General features: G+C 48.7%; 16 protein-coding genes. 8 read left to right on the top strand and 8 right to left on the bottom strand.

Translation table 11 applies throughout. The features are described from left to right. Positions 1 to 13 precede the first annotated feature (13 nt). Together AC0L4K_RS10365 and AC0L4K_RS10370 are read right to left on the bottom strand one after the other, a co-directional pair. Entirely contained in the window at positions 14 to 1,099 is a 1,086-nt protein-coding gene (locus tag AC0L4K_RS10365; RefSeq protein ID WP_417222681.1) for an AI-2E family transporter, read from the bottom strand. Positions 1,100 to 1,111: 12 nt separating this feature from the next. Further along, entirely contained in the window at positions 1,112 to 1,348 is a 237-nt protein-coding gene (locus AC0L4K_RS10370) for a sulfurtransferase TusA family protein (RefSeq protein ID WP_417222679.1), read from the bottom strand. A gap of 120 nt (positions 1,349 to 1,468) precedes the next feature. On the opposite strand from AC0L4K_RS10370, the gene AC0L4K_RS10375 reads away from it, so the two are divergent. The 4 genes from AC0L4K_RS10375 to AC0L4K_RS10390 all read left to right on the top strand — a co-directional run bounded on the left by AC0L4K_RS10375 (position 1,469) and on the right by AC0L4K_RS10390 (position 5,027). Continuing rightward, positions 1,469 to 2,899: a M48 family metalloprotease gene (locus AC0L4K_RS10375; RefSeq protein ID WP_473265991.1), complete on the top strand. Its 1,431-nt coding sequence runs from the start codon at positions 1,469 to 1,471 to the stop codon at positions 2,897 to 2,899. A 355-nt stretch (positions 2,900 to 3,254) separates the two neighbouring features. Then, positions 3,255 to 3,662 carry a PilZ domain-containing protein gene (locus tag AC0L4K_RS10380; RefSeq protein WP_473265992.1) on the top strand — a complete coding sequence of 136 codons (408 nt, stop codon included), beginning with the start codon at positions 3,255 to 3,257 and terminating at the stop codon, positions 3,660 to 3,662. Continuing rightward, entirely contained in the window at positions 3,655 to 3,972 is a 318-nt protein-coding gene (locus tag AC0L4K_RS10385; RefSeq protein WP_417222672.1) for a hypothetical protein, read from the top strand. The genes AC0L4K_RS10380 and AC0L4K_RS10385 overlap by 8 nt, the downstream gene beginning before the upstream one ends. Further along, positions 3,969 to 5,027, top strand: coding sequence for an AAA family ATPase (locus AC0L4K_RS10390; protein WP_473265994.1), 1,059 nt, complete (start codon positions 3,969 to 3,971; stop codon positions 5,025 to 5,027). The genes AC0L4K_RS10385 and AC0L4K_RS10390 overlap by 4 nt, the downstream gene beginning before the upstream one ends. Before the next feature lie 228 nt (positions 5,028 to 5,255). On the opposite strand, the gene AC0L4K_RS10395 is transcribed toward AC0L4K_RS10390, so the two are convergent. The 6 genes from AC0L4K_RS10395 to AC0L4K_RS10420 form a co-directional block, all read right to left on the bottom strand. Then, positions 5,256 to 6,542 (bottom strand): TRAP transporter large permease, encoded by a 1,287-nt coding sequence (locus AC0L4K_RS10395; RefSeq protein WP_417222667.1) that lies wholly within the window; start codon positions 6,540 to 6,542, stop codon positions 5,256 to 5,258. Further along, positions 6,539 to 7,054 carry a TRAP transporter small permease gene (locus AC0L4K_RS10400; RefSeq protein ID WP_417222664.1) on the bottom strand — a complete coding sequence of 172 codons (516 nt, stop codon included), beginning with the start codon at positions 7,052 to 7,054 and terminating at the stop codon, positions 6,539 to 6,541. Before AC0L4K_RS10400 ends, AC0L4K_RS10395 begins: the two co-directional genes overlap by 4 nt. Positions 7,055 to 7,157: 103 nt before the next feature. After that, positions 7,158 to 8,180: a TRAP transporter substrate-binding protein gene (locus AC0L4K_RS10405; RefSeq protein WP_473265995.1), complete on the bottom strand. Its 1,023-nt coding sequence runs from the start codon at positions 8,178 to 8,180 to the stop codon at positions 7,158 to 7,160. 85 nt (positions 8,181 to 8,265) lie between these two features. After that, on the bottom strand, positions 8,266 to 9,258 hold the full coding sequence (locus tag AC0L4K_RS10410; protein WP_473265997.1) for an aldo/keto reductase: 993 nt from the start codon (positions 9,256 to 9,258) through the stop codon (positions 8,266 to 8,268). Positions 9,259 to 9,299: 41 nt separating this feature from the next. Beyond that, on the bottom strand, positions 9,300 to 10,256 hold the full coding sequence (locus AC0L4K_RS10415) for a Gfo/Idh/MocA family oxidoreductase (protein ID WP_473265999.1): 957 nt from the start codon (positions 10,254 to 10,256) through the stop codon (positions 9,300 to 9,302). A 250-nt stretch (positions 10,257 to 10,506) separates the two neighbouring features. Continuing rightward, positions 10,507 to 11,727 (bottom strand): LysR family transcriptional regulator, encoded by a 1,221-nt coding sequence (locus AC0L4K_RS10420; protein WP_417222658.1) that lies wholly within the window; start codon positions 11,725 to 11,727, stop codon positions 10,507 to 10,509. 141 nt (positions 11,728 to 11,868) lie between these two features. On the opposite strand from AC0L4K_RS10420, the gene AC0L4K_RS10425 reads away from it, so the two are divergent. The 4 genes from AC0L4K_RS10425 (at position 11,869) to AC0L4K_RS10440 (ending at position 14,745) form a co-directional block, all read left to right on the top strand. After that, positions 11,869 to 12,222 carry a hypothetical protein gene (locus AC0L4K_RS10425; protein WP_473266001.1) on the top strand — a complete coding sequence of 118 codons (354 nt, stop codon included), beginning with the start codon at positions 11,869 to 11,871 and terminating at the stop codon, positions 12,220 to 12,222. After that, the gene (locus tag AC0L4K_RS10430) at positions 12,159 to 12,950 is read left to right on the top strand and encodes an amidohydrolase family protein (protein ID WP_473266002.1); all 792 of its coding nucleotides are present in this window, start codon (positions 12,159 to 12,161) and stop codon (positions 12,948 to 12,950) included. Before AC0L4K_RS10425 ends, AC0L4K_RS10430 begins: the two co-directional genes overlap by 64 nt. Before the next feature lie 66 nt (positions 12,951 to 13,016). Further along, positions 13,017 to 13,694: a 4-carboxy-4-hydroxy-2-oxoadipate aldolase/oxaloacetate decarboxylase gene (locus tag AC0L4K_RS10435; protein WP_417222655.1), complete on the top strand. Its 678-nt coding sequence runs from the start codon at positions 13,017 to 13,019 to the stop codon at positions 13,692 to 13,694. After that, complete coding sequence (locus tag AC0L4K_RS10440) at positions 13,687 to 14,745, top strand: 4-oxalomesaconate tautomerase (RefSeq protein ID WP_417222653.1); 1,059 nt, start codon at positions 13,687 to 13,689, stop codon at positions 14,743 to 14,745. Before AC0L4K_RS10435 ends, AC0L4K_RS10440 begins: the two co-directional genes overlap by 8 nt. The last annotated feature ends 37 nt before the right edge of the window (positions 14,746 to 14,782 follow it).

Here is a 14,782-nt window from a genome sequence, read left to right on the forward strand (position 1 = left end):
AGCAAAGCTCAAATCACTTGGTCTCAGCACTTTGATCATCTTGGATAAATGCATGACTCTTAGGCCAAGCATTGAGAATCGCTTTAATCAAGGTTGCCAACGGAATCGCAAAAAACACACCCCAGAATCCCCAGATGCTACCAAAAACCAGCACGGCGATGATAATAGATACCGGATGTAAATTGACCGCTTCAGAGAACAATAGCGGCACCAGCACATTACCATCAAGTGCCTGAATAATGCCGTAGGCTAACATCAGATACCAAAATTCATTCGTCCAGCCCCATTGAAAAAATCCAATCAAGGCGACCGGCAAGGTAACCAAGGCCGCACCGATATAAGGAATTAGCACCGACAACCCCACCATAATCGCCAACAAAGCCGCATAATTAATACCCAGCAAAGCAAATGCCGCATAAGTCACCGAGCCGACGATCAAAATCTCAATCACTTTACCCCGAACATAGTTGGCAATTTGCTGATCCATCTCAGTCCAAACTTGAGTCAACATCGCTTTTTTCTGAGGCAGAAAGGAAACCCACCAGCGGACCAAATTGCTGCCATCTTTCAAAAAGAAAAACACCAGAATCGGCACTAAAACAACATAGATCAGCAGCGCGATCAGCCCAGTAATCGAGCTTAGAGAATACGTCACCACCATCTGCCCCAGCTTTCTCAATTCAGCGGTAGCTAGGTCGATTATCTGTGTGATCTGCGTTTCCGAGAACACATCTGGATATTGCTGCGGTAACAACAACAAAACCTCTTTCGCTTGGGTCACCATACCGGGCAGTTCATTAAACAGATTCACTGATTGCTTCCATGCCAACGGCATAATAAACAGTAACAACGACAGTAACGCGCCAATAAATAACGCAAAAACGAGTAACACCGAGGCGAGATGCGGCACCCGGTGCTCTTTTAACCAGACGATCATACCTTGCATCAGAAATGCCAAGATAATACTGGTGAAGACCGGTGTCAGTGCCTGCCCTAGATAGAGAATGACCCCAAGTGCGGAGGCGAGGAGCACCAACAAAAGCAACACCTCTTCATTCGAGAAGTAGTTGTCGATCCACTTATTAAAAATCTTTCTCACGCTGTGCTCCCTTTAGCTGCGCTGGATGATATAGGTATAGCGACCATCTTCGCTGAACGATTCCAACATTTGATGGTCTGACTGATCGATAAAGGCCTTAAAATCCCGCTGTGAACCAGCATCCGTGGCAACCACTTTGAGAATGCTACCCGACTCTAGCTTATGTAACGCTTGCTTGGCTTTCAATAAAGGCAACGGACAATTCAGTCCGCAGGTGTCGAGTTGTTCGTCCCAGTGGGTCTCAGTCATGAAAAAGTTCCAGATACAGATAAGAGGTCAGCAATATATACCAAAAAACGAGGTATTATAAACCACAATTACACTTAACTCTTTCTGTGGCCATAGAAACTCAGCTAAAGGATCATTAATTTGCGTACCGGACTTTCACGATATCTGCTAGCAGGCATCCTATCAATCAGCCCTGTCTCGCTCATTCAGGCTGACGACCTACCCCTAATCGCTAACAGCTCTTCGACCATCTCGCTTGATCAGGAGTATCAGCTCGGTCGAACTTGGGCTCGTATGCTACGTGGTAGTGCCCCTGAATACGGTGACCCTCTGCTGGTCAACTATATCGATGGATTACTGTGGAAAATCGCCGCCAACAGCCAGCTACAGGATCACCGCCTCGACCTAATCGTACTCGACACTCCCGTACTTAACGCGTTCGCGGTTCCCGGAGGCGTTGTCGGCATAAATGCGGGTCTATTTCTTGGCGCCCAAGATGAGCAAGAGTTTGCATCGGTTATTGCCCACGAGCTTGCCCACCTTTCGCAACGCCATTATGCACAGCAGTTAGAAGAGAGCCGTCGCAACACCCCTTTACTCTTAGCGGGTATCTTAGCCAGTATCTTGATTGCCAGCGCCGATTCTCAAGCTGGCATGGCCGGCATCACCTCATCCATGGCGGCAGGACAACAATCAAGCATCAACTTTACCCGTCGTAATGAGCAGGAAGCCGATCGTATTGGCATGTTAAACATGGTCAATTCCGGTTTTGACCCCTATGCGATGCCACGGATGTTCTCCCGGCTACAACGCGCGAGCCGGTTTTTGGGACAAAAGCCTCCCGAGTTTCTGCTGACCCACCCGGTCACCGAATCTCGTATTGCCGATGCGGAAAACCGTGCTGGCCAACTAACAAAACCCGCCTTCAAACAACAAAGTTATGAATATCAGCTGTTAAAGAAACGCGTCGAAGTACATTATTCTAGCGACCTGAACCAGTTGATTAAAGGCTATCAAGTCAGCGCATCAGACGACCAGTTAAGTGCTTACGGACTAGCATTAGCGTTAATTAAAAAAGGCGACTACGACCAAGCAGAGAAGGCTCTGGCTAAACTGCCCGATAACTTACAACGCCACCTTTACATCCGCCTGACCTATGCTGAACTCGCCCTCGCCGCTGGCAAACACCAACAAGCTCTGCAGCAGATGGAGCAATTAATTCAGCTTTATCCAGACAGTTATCCCGTTAGCCAGCGCTATGCAAAAGCACTTAGCGCAAATCGTCAGTACAAAAAAGCGGCTCGCATTCTCAGCGAACTCAGTCAGCGTTTCCCGTCCAATAGCTATATCTGGTATGAACTAGCAGAAGCCTATGGGCTAGCCGGCAATACCCTTGGGGTTCACGAAGCTCGCTCAGAGTACTTTCTACTTACCGGATCAACCGATAAAGCCCTTCGTCAGATAGACTTCGCCCTGCGGGAAAAAAATCTTTCCAGCAGCGATATCGCCAGACTTGAAGAACGTAAACGGGAAGCCGAACGGGTTAGAGAGCAGATAAAAAACTCACTCTAGGCGCTTCCAACAGAATCATCTGGGCACCACAGCGCCCAAATTCCGCTTAAGCGGCATCGGGCAAACCTCCCCAACAAAACTCAGCATGCATACCCATTTTAAGAGGTGCCTTGCTTGTGCTACCACCTAATTACTGCTTTGATTACCTTATTGATACTGTTTAAAGATTGGCGTTACAGCACCGGTTTATCACCGCTGACTGCCCGTCAGTCGGTGATATAGAGCGACAGAGGTGGCTAGCCAAAAACCGATGCCTAGTAATCGAACTCGCTAACCTATCGCTTAACAAGCGATAGAAAAAATAGTCATTATTCATAGCAGTACGGAAAAGACAGATGTACAACGAGGCTAAGCAATGAAATTAACACTTGATGATACGCTGGAATTTGAAGAAATTTCACCGGACTCAGACTCGATACTCGTTTCACGAAAGTCATACCGTATTCCGGTTAAAGACCGCCAAACCTCCTCACTGATCACCAATGGCTCGACCTATCCGCTACTCGATATCAGTGTTGAAGGTGTCTGTATTGGTATCGATGCCACGGCGCCTCTCACCTCTTCTGATATCTCGCCAGAATGCAAAATCGTGCTCGGACAAGAGCAATTTAACGGACTAGTTGGCGAGGTAGTACACTCCTCCCTCGATGAGAACGGTAATTGGATCTGTGGTATTCAGTGGCAGAATATGGATAACGAAACCGTTCAATCCTTAGAACATGCCCTGCTCGGCCTGCGCAAAGAGATCTTCGACGATGCCTGATTATAAGAATCTGGATATTATGGGTTTATTACTCAGCGAAGAGGTCGATGACAATATCGATGAACTTCAACAACTGAATAATTTTATTTTTTGCGATAGCGAAGAGACAGCGACAAAAGCTGCACCTAAAGATCAGGGCGAACTGATTTGGGAAACCGAAAATGATCAGTTTGCGATCCATGCTTGGAAGTTAAAGGGCAAAATCAGCCTTAAGTTTATCACTAAGTCGAAAACTAACGTCTCAGTAGAAAGGCTCGCTAAGGTGGCATTAAATGCCATTTTGGAAGACCTTAAGAAGGCTAACCCATGACCATTATTGTTTGCCCAAACTGTTCGCGTAAGCATCATGCCGATACCAGTCGTTTCGCCGAGAAAAAAAGGTTTGTTGTACGCTGCAAAGCCTGTGAACACAAGTTCATCATTAACCTTGATCATAGCGGTGTTGTCCTACCCGATGCCGAAACCGCCGCGACAGCTAAGCCGACAGCGCCGGTAATCCCCACGGTTAACGCTGCGCCTCAACCGGCGGAAGCGCCTAGCGCTACACCGAGTACGCATAAAACGCCGCGTAAAATCTGTGTCTCTTTGAGTAAAGGCGGCGTGGGCAAAACCACCACTGCGGTTAACCTCAGCGCCGGCTTAGCGATGGCTGGATATAAGGTTTTATTAATCGATACGGATACCCAGGGTCAATCTTCATTTATGTTGGGTAAAAAACCGCCTGCAGGATTAACTGAATTACTCACCGGTGAGCTGACGCCGAAAGAGACCATTGTTCAGGCGAGACCCAACCTCTGGCTACTCGGCGGTGGCCGCTCTTTAGCAGGCGTTAAACGAATTATCGATAAAAAAAGTTTTGGTTCTGAATGGACCCTATCCGAAGCGATGGAAGAGATTGATAATGCCTACGATTTTGTCATTATCGATACCTCACCTGGGTGGGATCAACTGACGGTGAATGTGCTATTTTACGCCACCGAAGTGCTCACACCGGTATCACTCGAAGTCATGTCGCTACATGGCTTGGCCGAATTTACTAAAAATCTCCATGCGATCAAAAAATACAAAGATATCGATCTTAATTATATTTTGCCAACCTTTCTCGACACCCGGGTGGAGCAACCTAAAAACATCTACCGTAAGCTCCAAAGCCTCTATGATGACAAGGTATGCACTCCCATACGCTACGACGAGCAACTGAGCCGCTCACCTTCACACGGTGAAACTATCTTTGAGTTCCTACCCGACGGCGATGGTGCCGCCGATTATGCTGCACTGGTACGTACCATCACTCAAGATAAAACTATTTTACTCGGTGGTATTAAAGGAAAAGGTAAAGATGACACTGTGATTCCATCACTCTAGCCCGCCTAGCAGCGAAGCTTGATTCCAAGCGCGTTCGCAGCGCACTGACCCAAAGAAAGCTCATCCGGTAACAGCAAACCTCAAGCCAAAGAGGTTTGTGTTTTTCCATATACACTCACCACAGACAAAAAAAGCGCTGACGTTAGTCGCCAGCGCTTTTCTATTTAGGCTGCACCTAAGGCAGCAACCCTATCAAACAGTCTCAATACTTAGCTTCATTCAGTGCTGTTACAGCAGCCCCAATGCCAGAACCGGGAATGCAATAATCAATCCCAAGCGCACGATATCGGATAACACAAAGGGGAACACGCCTTTGAAGATTTCCTTCAGCGGTATCTCAGGAGCAACCGATTTTATCACGAACACATTCATCCCAACGGGCGGAGTGATAAGCCCTAACTCCACGGTGATGACCGCAATAATACCAAACCAGATAGGGTCAAAGCCGGACGCTTGAATCAGTGGGTAGACCACCGGTACAGTTAATAGCAGCATAGCAATACTGTCCATTACGCAGCCAAGTACGACAAACAGCAGCAGCACACAGAACAGCACCATATAGGGAGATAGTTGTAAGCTTTCGACCAACTCTACCAGCGAAAACGAAATACGTGATACCGAGAGGAAATAACCAAAGATCTCTGCGCCGATAATCATAAAGAAGATCATTGCTGACATAAATAAGGTTTCTTCTACCGCTTCTTTAAACTGCTGGAACTTCATACCCCGGAAAATAGCGATAAAGAAAGTACCCGCCGCACCGACCGAAGCCGCTTCAGTGGGCGTAAAGAAGCCGGTATAGATGCCACCGATAATCAAGGCAAAAACACCGGTAAAGGGTGCTAGCCCTTTCAAGCCGACAACTTTCTCCATCAAGGTAGTTTTTTTACCCGGTTGAGCTAGGTGTGGAAAAAGAAACACCACAATCGCGATAGTAACACAGTAGAGCGCCAAGCCCAGTAAGCCCGGAATCACACCGGCAATAAACATCTCACCTACAGATTGCTCCGTAATCAGTGCGTAGAGCAGCAGTGCAATCGAGGGCGGAATCATAATACCCAGAGTACCACCGGCGGCCAGTGTGCCTGATGCCAGCGATTTAGCGTAACCATTCTTTTCCATTTCAGGCAGTGCAACGCGTGACATACTTGCCGCCGTGGCCAAAGAGGAACCAGATATCGCCGAGAAAATACCACAGGAGGTCACTGCCGCCAGCGCCATCCCACCACGCCAGCTACCAAACAGTGTGCGCGCACCTTCAAAAAGCTCCTGCGACATCTTTGCTTTTGAGGCAAAAACACCCATCAGGATAAACATAGGAATCGGACTAAAGCTATAGTTCGATAGTGTTTCAAACGGGCCACTATCCAAGATAGATAACGCCGGTTCAAAGGCAACAATCCAACCAAAGCCAATAAAACCGGTCATTGCCATCGCGAGTGCGATGGGCATACGAACGGCAATCATCACCAACATACCGATGATACAGATAAAGCCAATAAGTGATCCGCTCATGACTGATGCCCCTCGTGACGGAAGAAAAACAGACGAAGACTAATCAGCAATGCCGCTAGCGCTAAAAAAGCCGTGGCAAAGGAGGTAATCGCATACAAATAACTCAGAGGAATCAATAGATCCTGAGTTGTTTCACCCGACATCTCAGCCTGTCCTATCGCATGATAGAAACGATAACTCATGCCACCACCGAGCATCACAAAGCCCAGCATGTAAAACCCTTCAAGCCATGCCTTAGCCCGCTCGGAAAAATTTTCAGTAAACAGATCAACGATCACCTGTGAACGTCCCACTGAATACGGCAGAGCAAATACGACCATTAACAACAAGCCATATTTAATCAATTCGACACCACCAATAAAGGTCAGATCAACCGAGCCATCGGTCGCTTTAAACAGCGCCCGGGTCAGCACATCTGCCAAGGTGATAAACATCATAGAGACAAGAATGGCGCCGCTGATCACATGCATTGCATGGGTAATACGATCAAACAGCCGGCTGAATGCCATCATAAACTACTCCATTAACCGGAATAAAAGAGAGGAAGCCCAGTCTAAACACCGACTAGGCCCCTGTCCGACTACCCTATACGAATAGCCGGAACGGAGGTCAAACTTAGTTGCAGCTCGCAGACAACGCTTGAGCGCGGGCATACACCTGACGTGCAGGCAAACCTTTTGCTTCCAAGTCTGCTAGGTAATTTTCAGTCGCAGCATCCAGCACCGGTTTCCACGCAGGGTTTTCACTTCCACCTTCAACGGAGTAGATCTCATGGCCGAGTTCAACCGCCTGAATACGCCCTTTCAAGTCCAGATCATCAAACACTTTAGCGGCAATTTGCGACCATTCAGAACCAGAGTTGTTATCCAGCACCTTTTGCAGATCGGCAGGCATACTGTTATAAACACTTTTATTCATCGTCATGACAAAAGCGGTAGAGTACAAACCACCCACTTCGGTATGCTTCGGCGTCAACTCATTGATACGGAAGACTAGTTGACCTTCCCATGGCAGAGCAACACCGTCGATAACGCCCCGCTGAACCGATTGATACGACTGCGGCGCTGGCATACCCACAGGCTTAGCACCTAAGCCGTCTAACATATTGGCAACGACCGTAGATGGACGGCGAATACGTAAGCCACTCAGATCAGCCGGTTCCTTAACCATTTTCTCCGTGGTATGAATGTGCCCCTGACCATGGGTAAAAAGAAACAGCGGCTTAGTATCTTTAAACTCAGCAGCAATCAGCCCTTCATCATAGAGGCTTTCCAGCACACATGAACCATTGGCAGCGTTCTTAGCAATACCCGGCAGTTCAACCACCTGACTCAGCGGGAAGCGGTTAGCCGTGTATCCCAGTACGGTGAGTGTGACATCAGCAATACGGTTTTTAACCGCATCGTACTGTGCTGGCGGTTTAGCCAGCGTTGATGAAGGATAAACCTCTACGTCGATACGACCATCGGATTCAGCTTCAACTTTATCAGCCCATTTCTGTGCGATATTTTTATGCTGTCCTGAAACCGGTGGAAAAAAATGTGCCAAACGCAATGTGTATTCAGCAGCCTGCGCCGGTGCCTGAACCATCATGGCAGCAGTCAATGCCATTGCAGCCGTAAACATTGGCTTTTTCATGTGAGACTCCTCAGTCTAAATTTGGTAAAACATTCAATTTTTCAGGTCTAATTATTATGGGGTCAAACGAGCAGAGAGCTGTTGGTTAGCAAAACTCTTCAGTATCAATCTCAGCCTGAGTGGCCGGGTTATAACGATGACCAACAACCGTTTGCTGATTGATAAGTTGATCAAGCTGAGCAGATGCCTCAGCACTCAAGGAGCACTCAACGGCGCTGATATTTTCTTTTAAATGATCCAAGTTTGTGGTGCCTGGGATCGGAATAATGTTGTCACCCTGAGCTAACAACCAGGCAAGCGAAAGTTGCGTCAAGGTCATATTTTCGGCCTTAGCCACCTTTTCCACTTGATCAAGCAATTGCAGGTTTTGCGCATAGTTCTCAGGCGAAAAACGCGGCATCCCTCGGCGAATATCTTTCGCTTCTAGCACGCTGACATCCTTCAATTTACCTGTCAGAAAAGCCCGCGCTAATGGACTAAAGGCAACAAAGGATGCGCCCAACTCACGGCACGCCGCCAAGATGGCAATTTCAGGATTACGGGTCCAGAGGGAGTATTCTGTCTGAACAGCGGCAATTGGATGGACTTTATGGGCTTTACGCAGCGTATCCGCCGACACTTCAGATAAACCAATCTCGCGAATTTTTCCGGCCGCCACGAGGTCAGAGAGAGCCCCAACGCTGTCTTCGATCGGCACATTACGATCCCAGCGATGTAAGTAATACAGGTCAATAACATCGGTTTGCAGGCGACGCAGACTGTCTTCACAGGTTTTCGTAATTACCTCAGGACGACCATTTATTTCACGTACACCCGCATCATTCTTGAACATGCCGCATTTACTGGCCAAGACAAATTCATTGCGGCGCCCTTTGAGCACTTTACCAAGCAGAGTCTCATTATTACCGAAGCCATATAGCGCGGCGGTATCCAGCATGCTGTAACCAAGGTCGAGTGCCTGCAGCAAAATTTGCTCAGCCGCCTTTTCAGAAGGCGGCGTGCCATATGCATGTGACAGGCTCATGCAGCCTAAGCCTATCGGCGAACATTCAAACGAGCCTAGTTTGCGGGTATTCATACCACCGTATCTCCTGCTGTGTTGATATTTCGTTAAGCAGCTTACTCGGCTGCTTGCAAACACTTCTCGAGGCTGTCGAGGGTTTCCATCGCGGGGTAGCACTGGCTCAGGCTTGAATTAGGTTCACGCCCTTCACGAATAGCCGCAAAGAATTCGCGGTCCTGCAGCTCAATACCGTTAAACGACACAGCAACACCGGAAAGGTCAACCGGATTACCTTTACCGTCCTCTAAGTCATCATAACGAGCAACATAGGTGCCGTTATCACAGATATAGCGGAAGAATGTGCCGAATGGACCATCATTATTAAAGGACAGTGACAATGTACAGAGCGCACCACTCGGCACTTTCATGCCGATACTCATATCCAGGGCAATCCCTAAATCAGGGTGCACCGGCCCCTGCATGGCTTGCACTTGGTTAGCGGTTTCACCGGTCTGATATTGGAACAGATCAACCGTGTGGCAGGCGTGATGCCATAGTAGGTGATCGGTCCATGAACGAGCTTCACCCTTAGCATTGGTGTTAGTACGACGGAAGAAATAGGTTTGCACATCCATCTGCAAGACCTTCAGCTCACCCGCTTGGACTTTATTATGAATCCACTGATGGCTTGGGTTAAAGCGACGGGTATGCCCCGCCATCGCGACTAATCCAGTTTCTTTCTGCAGCGCAACAATCTCTTTGGCATCGTCAATGTTATCGGCCATAGGGATCTCAGTTTGCACATGCTTACCAGCTTGCAGGCACTGCTTAACCTGCGCTGCATGCATCTGCGTTGGCGTCGCAAGAATAACGCAGTCAACGTCATCACGGGCCAAGCTTTCTGCCAGATCAGTGGTGTAATGAGGGATGTTATGTTCCGCAGCAAAAGCTTTAATTTTCTCTAAATTAGAACTACCAACAACCGAAACAACCTCTGCACCTTCAATTGCACTGATCGCTTCTAAGTGTTTCATGCCAAAGGCGCCTGCAGCACCGGCGATACATACTCTCATTGAATTTTCTCCAATTTGTCTCAACTATCTCTCTGACATAATGTTGTAAGACTACTCATCCATACGAACAAAACGACACGATTAAGGCAGTCGCAATATCATAGGTAATGGCGCAAACATTAGGCACAGAGACATTAATTAACTTATTAACTAACTTTAACTCGTATTATGACAAAACTATCATTGGTCAACCCGACTGGATAATCAATTAACCGAAACAGCTATTCAATTTTTGCATAGAGCTAATATTTTAAAGATCTTCAAGATCAATGCCATGATCTACGGCACTGAGAAGTTTTATGAACGCAGACTGCGTCGCTGTTGGTTTCCAACTGCTTCGAACCGTTAAACCAATGGGCCGATACGCGTGAGAAACCTCATAAGGAACCGCTTTAAAAACCCCCATCGAGAGTTCATGCTGAATCTGATGTTCGGATACCATCGTCAAACGGTCACTGCCGATTAACAACGCACGAATCAGTATCTGAGAACCGGTTTCAACCAACCGAGTGGGTACATCGAGCCCCGCTTCGGTGAAGGTGGATTCAAAAATAGTCCGGGTCGGGGTTCCTTTTCCCGGCACAACCCAAGGATATTGCTGCAAGGTTTTCAAGGTTACCTGCGGATCCCGACATAACGGATGGTCGGGTCTTGCCACGATCTCTACCGGCGAGGAAAACAGCTCTTCTTGCACCACATCATCAGCCGGCACCGGAAACCGCAAGGCGCCTAATAGTAGATCGATATCACCATGACGTAGATGAAACAACAGATCATCATAGGGACCATCATTGACCCGAATGCGAAAATCAGGAAAGCGCCGCGAAAACTCAATAATAGCCTTAGGTAATAAGGAGGTTCGCGCTAGCGGCATACTGCCGATCACCAGTTGACCGATCTCGCGATTATGTAATGCATCGACCTCATCACGCCCCTGACTAATCTCAGAAAACGCCAACTTACTGGCACGCGCCAAAGCCCGGGCCGCTTTACTTGAGCTGATTCCCGTACTAGTTTTCTCAAACAGCACCACCTCCAGCAACGCTTCCAGCTCCCGCGCAGCACGATGCAGGGATGACTGAGAGATACCTAGGTTACGCCCAGCAATACTAAAGTTATGCGCTTCGGAAACAGCGATTAACGCCCTTAACTGGGTGGTGGTTAGCATCTGTAAAAGATGTCCGGGTTGCAGCTTACTTCCCCCTAGCCGCACCGCCCCTTTAAGCCCTTCAAGAATCATATCCAGCGCGCGATTCACCCGCAGCGCAAACACTTCACCAGATTCACTGACGAACATGCCATCACTACGCCGATTAAATAACGAGGTGCCCAAAGCCACCTCAAGTTTAGCGATCGCCTGGGTAATGGCCGGTTGCGAGAGGAACACTCGTTCAGAGGCTTTACTAATACTTTTGCAACTAACAACTTCAAGAAAAACTCTGAGATGCCTTATATTCGGTACTTCAAACACAATTCAGGCCCTTTAAAAATTCACCCTTAAAACATAGCCTATCGCAAAAACTAATACCATCACTTTAAAAACTGAATAGCCACAAAGCAACTCGGTGGCATATCTTTAGGCTAACTTTACGGCTTTAAGTCAACGGGCAGAGTGCTCATAGCACCTATCCAGAAAACCGTGGCCGTACCACAACAACAAGGTATGAGAGAATCGAAGATGATTATCGACTGTCATGGACACTACACAACGACACCTCCCGGCGTTGGTGAATATCGCGAACAGCAAAAAGCAGCGGTTGCCAAAGACCCCTCTTTTAAAGGTGAAAAAGGCAAGGTGATCGTCAGTGATGACGAAATCATCGAAAGCATCGAGAACAACCAGTTACGTCTGCAGCAGGAGCGTGGTACCGATCTGACGATTTTCTCCCCCGTGCGAGCTGGATGGGACACCATATCGGTAATGAATACACCAGCCAGTATTGGACCGAGCATCAGAACGACCTGATTAAACGGGTTTGCGATCTGTATCCTAAAAACTTCGCTCCTGTGGCGCAATTACCGCAATCACCGGGTGTTGATCCCGCTAAATCCGTAGCCGAACTGGTTCGCACCGTTGAACAGATGGGCTTTATCGGCTGCAACCTCAACCCCGACCCATCCGGTGGCCACTGGCAGGATGCTTCTTTATCAGACCGTTCGTTCTACCCGCTCTATGAAAAAATGTGCGAACTGGACGTTCCAGCCATGATTCACGTCAGCGCCTCGTGTAACGATTGTTTCCACACGACCGGCTCGCATTACTTGGGTGCGGATACCACCGGCTTCCAACAGTTAGTGATGTCTGACGTGTTTAAAGATTTTCCCGAGCTGAAGATTATTATTCCTCACGGTGGCGGCGCGGTACCGTATCACTGGGGTCGCTTCCGTGGCTTGATGCAAGATCAAGGCTATGAGCCACTGGAAATCTCCGCACTGAAAAACATCTACTTCGATACCTGCGTTTATCACCAAAAAGGGATCGATCTGTTGCTCGATATCGTACCAACTGAAAACATTCTATTCGCCTCCGAGATGATCGGTGCGGTGCGGGGTATTGACCCAGAAACCGGCCACTATTTCGATGATACCAAGCGCTATATCGACAATAACACGCAGTTGTCAGCCGAGCAGAAGTCGATGATTTTTGAAGGTAACGCACGACGGGTCTTTAGCCGTTTAAAGATTGTTGAATAATACCTGCTATTTGCGCTAGCTGCCCCCCGGCTAGCCGTTTCCCGCTAATGATTCAGGAAAGCCGCTATGCAAGAGAATGTTGTTGTACAAAAGATTGAACGCGCCGACCCGGCCGTCATTGCAGCGTTGGGTAAGTGCGGTGTGGCCACCGTGCACGAAGCACAGGGTCGTCGAGGCTTATTAGCCGATCACCTGCGACCGATTCAGATGGATGTTACCATCGCTGGTTCCGCCATTACGATCTCCGGTGCTGCGGGTGATAACTGGATGATGCACGTCGCTATCGAACAGTGCCAAGCAGGTGACATCATGGTGTTTGCACCGACTTCACCCTCTAACTTTGGCTTCTTTGGTGATCTACTGGCAACCTCAGCGCAGTCTCGTGGCGTTGCCGGTTTGATTATTGATGCGGGCGTGCGAGATACCCGTGACCTGCGCAAGATGAACTTCCCTGTTTGGGCAAAACATATCTTCTCACAGGGCACCATCAAAGAGACCTTAGGATCGGTCAACATCCCGATGGCATGTGCGGACCAGATCATCAATCCCGGCGATATTATCATTGCCGACGATGATGGCGTGGTGGTAGTTCGTCGTGAAGAAGCCGAAGAAGTCCTTAGCGAAGCGCTGGCCCGTGAAGCACGGGAAGAAGACAAACGTGTACGCATGGCTAACGGTGAACTGGGGCTAGATATCTACAACATGCGCCCTCGCCTAAAAGAGAAAGGTCTAAAGTATGTCTAACTCTGTACGCTGTATGTGGATGCGAGGGGGCACCTCAAAAGGGGCTTACTTCCTCGCTGAAGATCTGCCTGCAGATACCGCCACCCGCGACCGCTTTTTACTACGCATCATGGGCTCACCCGATCCCCGTCAAATTGACGGCATCGGTGGCGCAGATCCACTCACCTCAAAGGTTGCCGTGGTTAAACGTTCGACACGGCCAGGTGTTGATGTTGACTACCTTTTTCTGCAGGTATTTGTCGATCAAGCAACCGTTACGGATGCACAAAACTGCGGCAACATCCTCGCAGGTGTTGGCCCTTTTGCCATCGAGCGCGGTCTTGTTACTGCGACTGAAAGTGAAACAGCGGTCGCCATTTATATGGAAAACACCGGCCAAACTGCGATTGAGCGGGTCGCTACCCCGAATGGCAAGGTTTGCTATACCGGCGACGCCCGTATTGATGGAGTACCGGGCACCGCGAGTGCCATTCCGGTAACGTTTCAAGATACCGCCGGATCAAGCTGCGGCGCGCTACTGCCTACGGGCAATCAGGTTGATATCATCGATGGTGTTCCCCTCACCTGTATCGATAACGGTATGCCTGTTGTGGTGATGCGTGCTGAAGACCTCGGCATTACTGGCACTGAAACACGGGAGCAGTTAGAACAGAACGAGGCACTAAAATCGCGCCTCGAAGGGATACGCTTGCAAGCGGGACCGATGATGAATTTAGGTGATGTGACCCATAAATCGGTGCCTAAAATGAGCATGGTCAGCCGGGCAACCCAAGGCGGTTCAATTTCGACCCGCACCTTTATTCCCCATCGTTGCCACGCATCGATCGGTGTTTTAGGTGCCGTCAGCGTCGCCACAGCCTGTATTCTGCCAGACTCGCCAGCTCACACGCTGGCAAGTATTCCGCCTGGATCCAGTAAAACCATGCCGGTCGAGCACCCCATCGGTGAGATGACTGTCATTCTTGAAATGAATGACCAGGGTGACACAGAAAGTGCTGCAATTCTGCGTACCGCCCGTAAACTATTTGATGGCGAAGTGTTTGCCGATTAAAACGCCATTAACACGGCCTTTGCCAACTAAAACAACA

The organism is Amphritea sp. GJ51-11, assembly GCF_055808735.1.

Coding starts and splice junctions, on each gene's coding strand:
- AC0L4K_RS10370 (WP_417222679.1), bottom strand. CDS start 1,348: ATGACTGAGACCCACTGGGACGAACAACTCGACACCTGCGGACTGAAT.
- AC0L4K_RS10380 (WP_473265992.1), top strand. CDS start 3,255: ATGAAATTAACACTTGATGATACGCTGGAATTTGAAGAAATTTCACCG.
- AC0L4K_RS10385 (WP_417222672.1), top strand. CDS start 3,655: ATGCCTGATTATAAGAATCTGGATATTATGGGTTTATTACTCAGCGAA.
- AC0L4K_RS10390 (WP_473265994.1), top strand. CDS start 3,969: ATGACCATTATTGTTTGCCCAAACTGTTCGCGTAAGCATCATGCCGAT.
- AC0L4K_RS10395 (WP_417222667.1), bottom strand. CDS start 6,542: ATGAGCGGATCACTTATTGGCTTTATCTGTATCATCGGTATGTTGGTG.
- AC0L4K_RS10400 (WP_417222664.1), bottom strand. CDS start 7,054: ATGATGGCATTCAGCCGGCTGTTTGATCGTATTACCCATGCAATGCAT.
- AC0L4K_RS10405 (WP_473265995.1), bottom strand. CDS start 8,180: ATGAAAAAGCCAATGTTTACGGCTGCAATGGCATTGACTGCTGCCATG.
- AC0L4K_RS10410 (WP_473265997.1), bottom strand. CDS start 9,258: ATGAATACCCGCAAACTAGGCTCGTTTGAATGTTCGCCGATAGGCTTA.
- AC0L4K_RS10415 (WP_473265999.1), bottom strand. CDS start 10,256: ATGAGAGTATGTATCGCCGGTGCTGCAGGCGCCTTTGGCATGAAACAC.
- AC0L4K_RS10430 (WP_473266002.1), top strand. CDS start 12,159: ATGGGACACCATATCGGTAATGAATACACCAGCCAGTATTGGACCGAG.
- AC0L4K_RS10435 (WP_417222655.1), top strand. CDS start 13,017: ATGCAAGAGAATGTTGTTGTACAAAAGATTGAACGCGCCGACCCGGCC.
- AC0L4K_RS10440 (WP_417222653.1), top strand. CDS start 13,687: ATGTCTAACTCTGTACGCTGTATGTGGATGCGAGGGGGCACCTCAAAA.